Genomic DNA, 15,435 nt, shown 5'->3' on the forward strand with positions numbered 1-15,435 from the left:
ACCCATTGGTATGAACAGGCAAGAGTTTTTGAGCAGCCTTAGAAATTTAGGTATTACACTGGGACTGGACCAGGACAATGATCTTGATGTGGAAGCTCCTGAAGGTATATTGACAACGGAAATCATTCAGCAGATCAGGCAGCGTAAAGAGGAACTGACAGCTTATCTGAAAGATATAAAAGAAGAAAATGCTGATGGACAGCAGATTACGGTGGCCGCACCGGCGGCGGCATATCCGTTGTCTTCTGCTCAGATGCGTCTTTGGCTGGTAGACCAGATCAACCGGGGATCATCCGCTTATCATATTTCCAATACTGTGGATATTAAAAGCGCTTTTGTTCCGCAGCATTATGAAGCGGCTATCAAAGCTGTGATAGAAAGACATGAGATTCTTCGTACTTCTTTCAGGGAAAACGAAGAAGGTGTGGTAAAGCAGCATATTCTACCGGTGAATGAGGTACAGTTTAGTCTGCCGTATTATGATCTTTCAGAAGATGAACAGGGGGAAACGAAAGCAAAAGACCTGATAATGGCCGACAGGAAACTGCCTTTTGATCTGCACCTGGCCCCACTGTTCCGTTTGATACTTTTCCGGCTGAACCACGAACATTACCTGTTATACTTCAACATGCATCATATTATTGGTGATGGCTGGTCTATGAATGTACTGGCATCCGATATCATGCACTATTATGATGCATTTTGTAAAAATATACCTTTGCAACTCGCCCCGCTGGACATACAGTATAAAGATTATGCTGTATGGCAGCAGGCCAGGTTGCAGTCGGGGAAATATAACGGATACCGTGCTTACTGGCTGGAGCAGTTCTCTGGTAAGCTGCCACTTCTGGACTTACCTATGGCAGCTACCAGACCTGCCGTAATAACGGATAAGGGGTACGCGTATACGATAAAATTTGAGAAGGAACAGGCAGATGGTTTAAGACGCATCTGTGCTCAACAGCAGGCTACTCTCTTTATGGGCATGCTGGCAGTGCTGAAAACATTATTCTACCGGTACACCGGTAAGGAAGATATAATCATTGGTACTTCTATTGCCGGAAGGGAACAGGGTAACCTGCAACAGCAGATCGGTTTTTATATCAATACCCTGCCGCTGCGCACCCGCTTTTCCGGGAAGGATACTTTTGCACAACTACTTACCAATATTAAACAGGTGACGCTGGACGCTTACCAGCGTCAACACTATCCGTTTGATCAGCTGGCAGAAGAGCTGAAGCTAAAAAGAGACCTCAGCCGCTCTCCGCTGTTTGATGTAATGGTGATACTGCACAATGAAAAAACAGCGGATACAATTGCGGCTGATATGCATGCGGCACTAACAGACAACGGTCCGCATGCTGTGAAATTCGATCTGAATATAGATATTGAAGAATCAGAAGGAGCTATTTTTCTACGGCTTGCATTCAATACTGATATCTACGACCAGGAAAGTATGCTGCGGCTTCTGCAGCATTACAGGAACATTGTAACGTTCCTGGTGAAAAATCAATCCACTATACCGCTGAATAAAATTAATTACCTGGATACCCGGGAAGAGGTTGCTTTACTGGAAACTTTCAATCAGACAACTACAGTATATCCTTTGGATAAACAGGTAACAGCCCTTTTTGCCGCACAGGCAGCACTGACTCCCGGACAAACTGCACTGATAACAGATCATAAACAATATACTTATTACGAACTGGATGTTGCCAGCAACAGGCTGGCACGTCATCTTTATAAAAAAGGAGTTACTCCGGGTACACTGGTACCGGTATGCATGTCGCCTTCCGCCGGACTGGTAACTGCTATACTGGCTATTTTAAAAGCCGGTGGGACCTATGTGCCCATTGATGCCGGAAATGCGCCTTCCAGGATCGCACATGTGCTGGAAGAAACAGCCGCCCCCGTAATTCTTACGGATAACAGTGTACAGCTGGATGTGCCCAAGGGCAGCCTGGTGCTTAATACCGATATTTTTGCAGCAGCAATCATGGAAGAAGCAGCCGATGCTGTGAATGTGCGTGAAACAGAAACGCTTTTCTGTGTGATTTATACTTCCGGATCAACAGGCAATCCCAAAGGAGTGATGGTCCGTGAAACATCAGTATTGAACCGCCTTTACTGGATGTGGGAACAGTATCCTTTTGAAGCAGGTGAGTGTAACGCATTGAAAACTTCCGTTGGTTTTGTCGATCATATATGGGAGCTGTTCGGACCATTATTGAAAGGCATTCCTTCTGTGATTTTTACAAAAGAAGAACTGCTTGATACTGCGCAATTTATCAGGCGGCTGTCTGAAATGAATGTAACAAGACTGGTACTGGTGCCTTCGCTTTTAAAAGCAATGCTGCAACTGCTGGAAGGTATGGACCGCTCTGTGCTGGAAAAACTTACATACTGGACCAGCAGTGGTGAAATATTATCCGCCGACCTGGTACATGATTTTTATTCCCTTTTTCCCGAACATAGATTACTTAACATCTATGGCTCTTCAGAAATAATGGGAGATGGGACCTGTTATGATACAGCACCTGCTTTTGCAAGGCGTGAAGCAGATACTTTTACTGCACCTGTATTTGACCTTTCTATAAGGGAAGATGTAAGTTCATTGATAGATGAATTTAATAACAGAACAGAGATCATAAAGACTGTCAGCAAGAACTATACGGCACAGAATTTTTATGATGTATCCATAGATAAAGCATGGACTCCGGAGGAGTATATCTCCTTTCTGCGAAATGACCTGTTGCCAAATATTGTGAATGTATCCAGTCCGAATTACGTAGGACATATGACCAGCAGGGTGCCGGAATTTATCAAGGACCTGAGTGTGCTGATGACAGAACTGAACCAGAACCTTGTTAAAATTGACACCTCATTTGCAGGAAGTTCTATCGAACGGCAGGTAATCGGAATGATGCATAAAGTGGTGTACCGGATGCGCTATACCTTTTACCGCAAACATACACAGCATGCGCGTTACTCGCTTGGAGTAGTAACTAACGGCGGCACCATGTCCAACATCACGGCACTTAGTTATGCGATGAACAAAGCGTTACCTGCCAGTGAAGATTTTGGAGGAGTAGTACAGGATGGCATCGTAAAAGCATTGGCACATTATGGCTATAGCGGAGTGGTGGTGATCAGCTCAAAACTGGCGCACTATTCTGTGAACAAAGCAATGCGTACCCTTGGATTAGGAATCTCCAACAGCATAAAACTTCATTTTGATAAAAAAGACCCGGAGCAGGATCGTGAGCGGTTAATAAGACTGGTGGAAGACCTGCGTAGAAAAAATATACTGATACTGGCTATCATTGGCGTAGCCGGTGCAACAGAAACCGGCAGTATAGACCGGCTGGAGGATCTGGCTGATGTAGCAGAAAAGTACAATATCCATTTTCATGCGGATGCCGCCTTTGGCGGGGCACTCCTGTTTTCAAAGGAATTATCGAAAAAACTGAAAGGCATTCACCGTGCGGATACTGTTACTATCTGCGGGCATAAACAAATGTACCTGCCAATGGGTGCCAGCATCTGTTTATTTAAATCGCCGGACTTTGCTTCCTGGTCGGAAAATAATACTTTCTATCAGGCAAGGAAAGGAAGTTATGATCTCGGACGTTTCAGCATAGAAGGTTCCAGGTCTTTTGTATCCCTGCTTTTTCATGGAGCACTGAAATTATTAGGGGCTAAAGGCTTTAGTGATCTGATGGAAGTGAATTACAGTAAAACGCTGCTGTTTGCAGAAAAGATCCGGGCACGTGATAACTTTGAGATTATTACGGCTCCGGAAATGAATATCCTTACCTATCGTTTTATTCCAGCTTTATTGAAGGAGAAGGCTGCAGCCGGAAAATTGCTACCCGAAGAGCTGATGTATGTGAATGAAATTAACCGTAAGCTGCAGAAGCTGCAGTTCACCAATGGCAAATACTTTGTTTCCTTTACGGAACTTGAATTGAAAAATCCTGCTGCAGGTCTTGATCTTGAAAGAGTAGTGGTATTAAGGGCCGTAATCATGAACCCCGGCACTACTGCACAGGATTTTGATACTTTACTGGAAGAGCAGGATGTAATTGCTACACAGGTGCAGCAGGGTTCTCCTTTTGCCATGGAACGCCTGTTGTTGTCCGATAACCTGAATCTTTTTACGGATAAAGGAGGGACAATAGTGCCTATAGGCAAGCCTATTGCTAACTTCCGGATATATATACTCGATAATCAGCTGAGCCTTTTACCAATAGGTATCCCCGGAGAAATATGCGTTAGTGGTGCAGGAGTGTCTGCCGGTTATTTGCGCAGGGATGATCTTACCGCAGAACGTTTTATTCCGCATCCTTTTATAGAGGGCGAAATACTGTACAAAACAGGAGATCAGGGCAAGTGGCTTACAGATGGTAATATCGCATACCTGGGCCGTAATGATGATCAGCTTAAGATCCGTGGCAACCGGGTAGAACCGGGTGAAATAGAACAGGTGCTTTTGCAACTGGATGGTATAGAACAGGCGGTAGTGACCGCCTGTACGGGAAGTGATGAGGAGATTTACCTGGTTGCATACTGTATCAGCAGTGAACCATTGCAGGTAACGCTGTTACGCCGTCAGTTGGCCGCGTATCTGCCGGATTACATGGTGCCTTCGTTCTTTATACAAATGGAGGAATTTCCTAAAACGGGCAGTGGTAAGATTGATAAAAAACAATTACCGGCGCCTGAAGTAGTCAGTGAGATTACGTATGTGGCACCCCGTTACCCGTTGGAACAAAAAATGTCCGTAATCTGGAATGAACTGTTTAAAAGAGAACAGCCCGTAGGTGTGGAAGACGATTTCTTTAGTATAGGAGGACATAGCCTGCGGGTAATGCAGTTGTCGAACCTGTACCATCGTGCATTTGGTGTAAAGTTATCTGTACAGGAACTGTTTACGTATACCACTATTGCTTCCCAGGCAATCCTCATTTCTGGCCGGTCCGTTGTGATGACACATATAATCCCTGCTATTCCTGAGGCAGCGGATTATGCGGTGTCTGACGGGCAGTACCGGTTATGGTTGCTGAGCAGGCAACCTGAGGCTTCCAGGGCTTATCATTTGTCCGGACAAATCTCCATAGAAGGGCCACAATGCCGGGAGCAAATGGAACGGGCCATTACAGCAGTTATTGCCCGGCATGAAATATTACGCACTGTATTCCATGAAAATGAGGCCGGTGAGCTCAGACAAATTGTAAAAGCGCCTTATCTGCCTGTATTTACATATGACGCAATCAATAATGAAAAAGATTTTGATCTGGCAGCCGGGCCATTGCTACGATGTGGTTTTGTGCAGACTGCACCAGATAAATACATTTTTCATTACACCATGCATCACATTATCAGTGATGGCTGGTCGCTGGAAGTGTTACGTCGCGAGGTAACTGCATTGCTGAATAACGCAACCTTGCCTCCCCTGCAATTGCAGTATAAAGATTATGCTGCCTGGCAAAAAAAAGGCAGTGCCAGTGTGCATAAAGAATACTGGATACAACAGTTAAGCGGAGAACTACCTGTCCTGGTACTGCCATCCTGGAAGAACAGGCCAGCTGTTAAGACCTATAATGGGTACAAGTTATCTACCCGTATCACTCAGCATGCTACTACTGCGCTGAACAGCCTGTGCCTCCAAAACGGATGTACCTTGTTTATGGGACTGATGGCTGTTTTAAAGACATTACTGTACCGCTACACCGGTCTGGAAGATATTATAGTAGGTACTTCTACCGCAGGACGGGAGCTGGCTGTCCTTGATGACCAGATAGGTTTTTATATTAATGCACTTGCATTGAGAACAAAATTTGACCGTAAGTTATCTTTCAGTGCTTTACTGAAGAATATCCGTGAAGTTACACTGGCTGCATACGAACACCAGTTGTACCCTTTCGACAGCCTGGTGGAAGACCTGCAACTGAAAGGTGATCCGTCCCGTTCTCCATTGTTTGATATTATGCTGATACTGCATAATGAAAGAGAAAAGGGTACAGCCTCTGTATTACAGGAAACAGTTATTACAGAACGAGGGAACACGGCTGCGAAGTTTGACTACCTGTTTTATTTTACAGAACTGGAAGGGGGCATGGATATGAGTGTTGAGTTCAATACTGATATCTATGATAAAGCAATGGTGGCTGCAATGATGAAGCATTTTATTCATTTGCTGGATGCTGTTGTACAAAATCCTGAAACCGGTTTAAATAAGCTGGAATATATCCCGGCTGCGGAGAAAGTCCGTTTACTGACAGGTGCTGCCGGTAAACCATCGCAGTTGACCATACTGGATCTTTTTAGTAATACAATTAACCGCTATCGCGATCGCATAGCGCTTAGCTATGAGGATGTCCGAATTACTTACGGGGAGCTGGATATTATTTCCGGCAAGGTAGCAGAAGTACTGCGTTCAGGGTATAATGTACAAACCAATGACTTTGTTACATTACAACTGGAAAGGGACCACTGGACGGTTCCGGTCATCCTTGGTATTTTAAAATGTGGAGCTGCATATATACCTGTTGATAGCAGTTATCCGCCGGAACGTTTAGCTGTTATAGCAAAAGACAGTAACAGCAAACTGGTGATCAATAGCCAGGTACTGAAGGAGATCATAACATTGTCTGAAACAGCTGTAGTACTTCCTGTAGTAACACCAGACCCTGAAAGTACAGCGTATGTTATCTATACGTCGGGTTCTACAGGCGTCCCCAAGGGTGTGATGATCAGTCATGCAAACCTGTACCATTATCTGCAACATTGTCTTGATACGTATTTTACAGGGGATGAAATATACAAGGTACCCTTGTTTACCTCGCTTTCTTTTGATCTGACGGTCACCAGTTTATTGGGTACACTGATAGCTGGAGGCACACTGTTTATTTATGCTGAAAAACTGGAGAGTCCTGATATTATAGAAGATATCTTTTTTGTCAACAAAGATATTAACCTGTTAAAATGTACACCCGGTCATTTGCAGTTATTAGGAGATGGGATTACGGCTGTAAAGCAGTTAATAGTAGGAGGGGAAGAGTTGCGGTGGCCGGAGATATTACAGGTACACCGCCTTGGAGATATCGTCATTTATAATGAATATGGTCCCACAGAAACTACGGTAGGATGTACTGTGGAGCGTATCAGTCGTGGGTACACAGAAGAGCGTATCAGTATAGGTTTTCCCATTGACAATACTTATGCCCGCGTGCTGGATGTGGATGGCAATCTGCAGCCGGCAGGAGTACAGGGAGAATTATGTATTGGAGGTGCCGGTGTAGGAAAAGGTTATCTGAACCGTGTAGCACTAACAGCAGAGAAATTCATAGCAGACCCTTATAATGCCGGACAGCGCTTATATAAAACAGGTGATCTGGCGCGTTGGTTACCGGACGGGCGACTGGATTATATGGGCCGGGCAGATAACCAGGTAAAGATCCGCGGATATCGTGTAGAACAGGGCGAAATTGAACAGCAGTTATTACAGATACCAGGCATAAAAGCTGCGGTAGTGAATATATCTGGTACAGGTACAGATAAAACGCTGGCAGGATATTTTGTGGCAGAGAACAAAACAGACATCACAGCTTTACGTGTAAAGTTGAGCACATTGTTGCCGGAATATATGATCCCCGGTTTTCTTTTGCAGATGGATAAACTGCCATTAAATGTGAATGGAAAGGTTGACAGGCGGTTATTACCACATCCGGGAGACGCTGAGATCATTTACAAAGGCCCGCGGACCGTTACGGAAGAAAAAGTGATGAAAATCTGGCAGGAGATCCTGAAGCGTACGGAAGACATTGGGATAGAAGATAATTTCTTTAACCTGGGAGGGCATAGCATCCGGTTAATGCAGTTGTTTAACCGTTATTACCGTGTTTTTGGTATAAAAGTGACGATGCCCGAATTATTTGCTCATACGACCATTGCGGGGCAGGCGGCGTTAATAGAGCATAAGCCGGCGGGTATTTATGAAGATATTGAAGCACAGCCTGTGGCTGCCGGTTACCCTGTATCTGACGGACAGCGCAGGATTTGGATCTTATGCCAGATGGCACATGCAGCCAGATCTTATCACCTGGGTGGCAGGATGCCGCTGAAAGGCAGCTATGTTGTACATGATCTGGAGCAGGCAATCAGATTTGTAATTGATCGTCATGAAATATTGCGTACTGTTTTCCGTGAAAATGAGGCCGGAGAACTGCAGCAGGTAGTGATGGCGGAAGTGTTGTTTAAACTGCCGGTAGTAAATGCTTTTGAATGGGAACAGGAAAAGATCATGCAATACCTGGACGATGCCGCAGCACAGCCATTTGATCTTTCGAAAGGACCGTTGATACGTGTTGGTTTATTGCATACCGCCGCTGATGAATATATTTTATTCTATCACCTGCATCATATTATCAGTGATGGCTGGTCGCTTGGGATTCTAAGCAGGGAGATCGATGCTGCTTATGCCGCAATTACCGCGGGTGGCAGGCCTGCTTTGCTACCACTGCGTATTCAGTACAAAGACTATGCGGTGTGGCAGCAACGGCAGCTGTCTGCCGGCAAAACGAATGGGCATCGTAACTACTGGTTAAAACAATTATCAGGTGAATTACCTGTGTTACAATTGCCTGCACCTAAAGTAAGACCAGCTATTATGTCTTACAATGGGAACGCATTATCTACCTGCTTCTCTAAAAGTACAAAAGATGGATTAAGACAGCTTTGCAGGCAGGAACAGGTTACATTGTTCATGTCGCTGACAGCTATATTGAATGCACTCTTTTACCGCTATACAGGGCAGGAGGATATTATATTGGGAAGCCCTGTAGCAGGAAGGGAACATGCAGAGTTTGAAAACCAGATTGGTTTTTATGTAAATACACTCGTACTGCGTAACCGTTTTAAAGGAGAGGAGAGTTTTAAGGCATTACTTGCACAGGTACGTGAAACAGCGGTTGCCGCCTTTGAACATCAGTCTTATCCTTTTGACAGACTGGTAGATGAGCTGTCTGTGAAACGTGATGTGAGCCGCTCTGTTATATTCGATGTAATGATCATGCTGCAGAATTTCCGTACAGAAACAAATCCGGAACAACCGGTAGCAGGGGTTATAAAAGATGAAGGCAGTTGTACGGTGAAGTTTGATCTCAACTTTGGATTTACTGAGTCTGCGGACGGATTGTATATGCGGGTAGAGTATAACCGTGATGTGTATAACAGGGAGGCTGTTGAAAGAATGATCCGTCATATTTCCACCCTGCTGGATAGCTTCCTGGAGAACCCGGAGTTGTCATTACATCAGGCTGTTTATATGGATAGTGCTGAGCAACAGTTATTGTTAAATACGTTTAATGATACAGCGGTTGATTATGATTCAGGGAAAACAATCACGGACATTTTTAAAGAAAATGCGGCCCGTTTTGCTACAAGAAATGCAGTCATAGATGGTGATTTTCGTCTTACATACCGTGAGCTGGATGAAGAGAGTGATAAGCTGGCGTTTTTCTTACAGGAAGCAGGTGTGATGCCCGGTGAATTAGTACCTGTTTGTATGGAACGTTCTGCAATGCTGGTTATAGCAATACTGGGTATAGTGAAGGCAGGTGCAGCCTATGTGCCGGTAGATCCTGCATATCCGCAGGACAGGATCCGGTATATGATTACGGATACCGGTGCCGGTATCATTCTTACACAGAAGAAATACAATCCGTTATTAAATGATTTCACAGATATCAGGGTAGTGAATGTGGAAGAATCCCCTGAAGGCAATATGCGGGAGCATCTTAAAAGTGGTAAGCTGGCCTATGTTATTTATACTTCCGGTTCTACCGGAGTGCCGAAAGGTGTTATGATCTCACATACTTCTGTGGTGAACCTGGTACAATGGCATATAAGCCGTTATGATGTGAATGAAGAGAGCGCCTCTACGATGATGGCTGGTATAGGTTTCGATGCCGGTGCACTTGAATTGTGGTCTGCGCTGCTGGCAGGTATTCCATTGCATATTTTACCGGATGTAATAAAGCTTGACAGCTATGCTTTAATGAACTATTACAATACCCATCATATTACCCATGCGTTTGTACCTACTGCATTAGTGCCTGAACTGGTAGCCACAGGGGTACGGGTGCCGTCGCTACGCTATATCCTGATAGGAGGTGACAGGCTGCCTTATATTGACGTATCAGATCTTTCTTATACACTGGTGAACCAATACGGGCCAACGGAAAGTACGGTGATGGTAACAGATTACCCGGTAACGGGTGTTGGTTATACAGTTCCGCCTATTGGCAAACCTATTGCAAATACCAGGATCTATATTCTGGATAGTTACCGCAATCCTGTATCAATAGGTGTAATGGGTGAGATCTACATCGGTGGGGTACAACTGGCCACAGGATACTGGAATAACCCAGGCCTTACTGCTGCGCAGTTTGTGAAAAGTCCTTTCAGTGATGAGCGCCTGTACAAAACCGGTGATGCCGGTAAATGGCTACCGGATGGTAATATAGAATACTGCGGACGTACTGATGATCAGGTAAAGATTAGTGGTTACAGGATAGAACCAGGAGAGATCACACATGTTTTGCGGCAGATTGCAGGGATACGTGAAGTGGTAGTGAATGTGTTTGTGGGAAGCGAGCCTCAGCTGGTCGCTTATTTTGAAGGCGACAGATCTTTCACAGATCATGAATTGAGACAATTGCTGACTGCCATGTTGCCTGCTTACATGATACCTGCTTATTTTATACAGCTTGAAAAACTGCCACTAACGGCTAACGGAAAAGTTGACCGTAAAGCATTACCCGAACCAGCATTACGTCCTGCGACAACTGGTATTAATATTCAGCCACGCAATAGAACGGAAGAACAAATGACAGTGATAGTTGCAGGGCTGTTAGGCCGTAGCTCCGGGGATATTGGCACTACAACCAATTTCTTTGATCTGGGCGCAACCTCAATAACAATGATAAAGATGATGAACAGCTTCAACCGGCAGTTCGGCTGGCAGCTGAATGTTATTTTACTGTTTCGTTATCCTACGATTCAGGCACTGGCAGATCATTATTCAGGAATCCCTTCACATCAGGAGATCCCGTTGGAAGAACCTGTTGGAGAAGAATCAGGACTGGATAATATGTTATCTCTATTTGAAGAACAATAGTAAACCCTTAATATGAGTAACGTTAATAAGAAAGATATTGCTGTAATTGGCATGTCCTGCAGGTTTGCCGGAGCGGATACTATTGAAGAATTCTGGTCACATTTACGGGCTGGTGATGAAATGATCCATTTTTATACTCCGGAAGAATTAAAAGCAGGCAATGTACCCGCGTCGCAGATTAATGATCCTGCTTTTATTAAAGCCCGTTCTGTTGTAGCAGATAAAACATCATTCGACTTTTCTTTTTTTGGATATACACGTGATGAAGCTGCCCTGATGGATCCCCAGATCCGGATTTTTCATGAAGAGGTCTGGCATGCACTGGAAGATGCTGGTTATGATCCATATGTTTATACCGGTAAGATCGGTTTATTCGCAGGAGCTTCTGATCATCTGAACTGGCTGGCGAATGCTATGATTTCCGGTATGGGCAGTCAGGTAGATCCTTTTTATGCCGGATTGCTGGCGAACAAACATTTTCTGCCAACACTGATCGCTTATAAACTGAACCTCCGGGGACCGGCTTACTATATCAATACCGCCTGTTCCACATCGCTTACAGCGATCCATATGGCCTGCCGTAATTTACTGATGCAGGAATGTAATATGGCAGTTGCCGGTGCTGTAAGGATTGATTCTTCCCAATCTGCCGGTTACCATTACCAGCAAGGTATGATCTATTCTGCTGATGGACATTGCCGGACTTTTGATGCGGCATCTTCGGGCACCATTAGCGGAGAAGGGGCTGGTATTGTTGTATTGAAACGGCTGGAAGATGCACTGAGGGATAATGACCGCATTTATGCGGTGGTGAAATCTTCTGCAGTGAATAACGACGGGAACAGGAAAGTGGGGTATACAGCTCCCAGTCCGGAAGGACAGGCAGAATGTATCCGGCTGGCACACCGGCTGGCAGGTATTGGAGCTGAAACAGTGGGTTACCTGGAAGCTCATGGCACTGCGACTCAATTAGGGGACCCTGTGGAGATTCTGGCGTTAAATGAAGCCTTTGGCCATAATAAAGAGAAACACTGCGCTATTGGGGCTGTAAAGTCCAATATGGGGCATTTGGATACGGCGGCAGGAATGGCAGGGTTTATAAAAACAGTTTTGTCTCTTTATCATAAAGAATTACCTCCCAGTCTTCATTTCAACCAACCTAATCCGGCTATAGATTTTGACGGAGGGCCTTTTTATGTGAATAAGACATTACAGTCCTGGCAGCGATTTGCAGATACTCCCTTAAGGGCAGGCGTGAGTGCATTCGGCATAGGTGGAACTAATGCGCATATTGTGCTGGAAGAGGCATCAGCAATTGTACAACGTTTGACTGTGCCGGAAGAATACAAGCTGCTGGTATGTTCTGCCAAAACCCCCGGCGCTTTGGAAAGGCAGGTACAGGCTTTACAAAGTGTACTGGAAGCAAAAAAAGGTTCCCTGGAAGATATTGCCTTTAGTTTGCGGTTACGCCACCATTTCAGGTATCGAAAAAGTGTTACTGCCCGTACACGTGAAGAAGGACTGGCTGCATTGCTGGATTACACGCCGGATGTGCTGCCTGCTCCTAAAAGAACCAGGCTTATTTTTATGTTTCCGGGCCAGGGGGCCCAGTACCTCAATATGGGCAGGGACCTCTATACGCAGTTACCCGTATTCAAAAAATGGATAGATGAAGGTTGTACTTTACTTGAAAAGGCTACAGGAGAAAATTATCTGGAACTGTTGTATCCCGCTCACGGGACATCTGCGGACGCAACTCATCTGAACCATACACGTTATACACAACCGTTGTTATTCGTATTTGAATACGCTTTATATCAACAGCTTGACCATTGGGGTATCCATCCCGACCAGATGATTGGGCATAGTTTAGGAGAACTGGTGGCAGCCTGTTGCAGTGGTGTGTTCTCCTTCAGTGATGGTATAAAAATGGTATTACAAAGAGCCGCATTAATGGCACAGCAACCCGGAGGGGTTATGCTGGGGATCAATCATTCCGCATCACTTATTAAACCATTGCTGGGAAACGAAACAGATCTTGCCGCTGTAAATGGTCCTACATACTGTGTTGCATCAGGTACTGAAAAAGGGATTGCCGCACTGACAGTTTCATTGCAGCAACAGGGTGTCAGTGCTACCCGCCTGCGCACCTCGCACGCTTTCCATTCATTTATGATGGAACCTGCGGTGAAAGCTTTCAGTGATCAGGTTAGTACAATTAAATTATCTGCTGCAACCATTCCGTTTATCTCCAACATTAGCGGGCAGGTAGCCGGTACAGAGGTAACAGATCCTGCATACTGGGGAAAGCATATTCGCGAAACCGTGAACTTTTTTGCCGGTATAAATACGCTGTCATCTGCCGGTAATGATGCCATTTATCTGGAAGTTGGTCCGGGCAACACATTAAGTAATTTCTGTAAACATACCGGTGCTCCCGTTGTAAATCTGCTCAGGCATCCGCAGGAACAAAAGGATGATACAGGTTACCTGCTGACAAGAATAGGTAAATTATGGGAACAGGGAGTAGAGATCTGCTGGAAAAATTTCTCAGCGGGGGCTAAGGTGGGTTTGCCTGGTTATTCCTTTGATAAACACGACTTTCCCGCAGCCGCAGACTTACGAATGCTGCTGCAGCAATATATACAACAGGATAAAAAAGTTCCCATAGAGGAATGGTTTTATATACCAGGATGGAAACGCGGTATCCTGCCACAAAAGCAGACGGCTCTTCCGCAGGAGGTTATCTTATTTTCTGATGAAAGCGTTTTTGCATCACAACTGAAACAATATCTGACCGGAAAAGGACACGTTGTAAAAGAGGTACTGAAAGGAAATACATTTCCCCCGGCAGAGACGTCGTCCTGTATTATCTATCTGTGGGACCTTCAGTCCGCAACAGTTGCAGAAGAATGTTTCAATACTTTACTGCAGATCTCGAAGATATTTGAAAAATCTATTTATTATATCACAGACCGTCTGTATCCCATTATGGACGAAGGACAGGGGACTTCCTCAACAGCTGCAACAGCTGCGGGATTGATAAAAGTACTGGCGCAGGAAACTCCCTTACTTTCTTTTCTGCATCTTGATATTTCTCTGGAGGAAGATCCTGTTATAACATTAGCCTCCATATACAAAGAACTTATATCCGTACCGGAATCATCACTGGTGGCATTAAGGCGGCAGCAACGCTGGATAAGGCAATATGAAAAAGTGGCGACGACTGCTGTAAATACCGTTGTTAAAAAAAATGGTACTTATATTATCACAGGGGGACTGGGAAATGTAGGTATTACCCTGGCAGAACACCTGTTGACGCAATATGATGCAACCGTGCATCTGATTGGAAGAACAGTATTAACTACGCCGGATAATAAGTGGAATGAATTAAAAAGACTGGAATCATTATCCGGTAAGGTCATTTATCATGCAGCAGATGTTGCGGATATACATCAACTGAGTACGCTCACCGGTCAGTTGGGTGAGATAAACGGAGTGATACACGCAGCCGGGAATGTGAACCCTTTATCATTCAAACCTGTATTATTCACTGATACCTGTGCTGAACACTTTGACCCGAAAATAAAAGGGTTACTGAATATTTATACGCTTTTCAAAGACCGGCAACTGGACTTTGTATGGATTACTTCCAGTTTGTCTGCTGTGCTTGGAGGATTGACATACAGCACCTATACCGCGGCTAATCTTTTCATGGACCACTTTGTAGCTGCTCATCATATGGGGAACTGGGTAACTGTGGACCTCGATGGAATTGGCGACAACCGCATCACAAAAGAAGAACTGGTAAATGTATTTGAACGTTCTTTCAGCTTAAAAGGATTTCCAAACTTAGTTGTGTCTGTTTCACCTTTACAGGAAAGAATAGATAAATATAGCATTGCGCAACCTGTTGTTACTCCTTTGCAGAAAAAGAGCATCATAAAAAAGGAATTTGTGTTAACACCTGTAGAAGAAGAGATGCTGCAGCTTTGGCAGTCATTCTTTGGACAGGAAGATCTGGGTCCGGATGATGATTTCTTTGATCTGGGAGGTGATTCACTAAAAGCCATGACGCTGACCGGTAAGATCCATCGCGTGTTCCACGTACAGTTACCTGTAGAAACTATTTTCAAACACCCTGACGTTCGTTCCTTATCAACGGAAGTGGAGATAGCGATCGGTATGCAACAGTTACCCACTGTTGCTGTTAGCAGTAAAAACATTAAAGAACTCACAATATAATTGTCCAT

At 44.7% G+C, this 15,435-nt stretch carries 2 protein-coding genes; both read left to right on the plus strand.

The genetic code is table 11. From position 1 onward, the window contains the following. The first annotated feature begins 10 nt into the window (after positions 1 to 10). On the plus strand, positions 11 to 11,182 hold the full coding sequence (locus GO495_RS16820) for a non-ribosomal peptide synthetase (RefSeq protein WP_157300879.1): 11,172 nt from the start codon (positions 11 to 13) through the stop codon (positions 11,180 to 11,182). Positions 11,183 to 11,194: 12 nt separating this feature from the next. Then, the gene (locus GO495_RS16825) at positions 11,195 to 15,427 is read left to right on the plus strand and encodes a type I polyketide synthase (protein WP_157300880.1); all 4,233 of its coding nucleotides are present in this window, start codon (positions 11,195 to 11,197) and stop codon (positions 15,425 to 15,427) included. Positions 15,428 to 15,435 lie beyond the last annotated feature (8 nt).

Origin of the sequence: Chitinophaga oryziterrae, from assembly GCF_009758125.1 — a bacterium.
GTDB classification, from domain to species: domain Bacteria; phylum Bacteroidota; class Bacteroidia; order Chitinophagales; family Chitinophagaceae; genus Chitinophaga; species Chitinophaga oryziterrae.

What these genes read in the sequence shown, in the direction of transcription:
- GO495_RS16820 (WP_157300879.1), top strand. Translation starts at nt 11, where the DNA reads ATGAACAGGCAAGAGTTTTTGAGCAGCCTTAGAAATTTAGGTATTACA.
- GO495_RS16825 (WP_157300880.1), top strand. Translation starts at nt 11,195, where the DNA reads ATGAGTAACGTTAATAAGAAAGATATTGCTGTAATTGGCATGTCCTGC.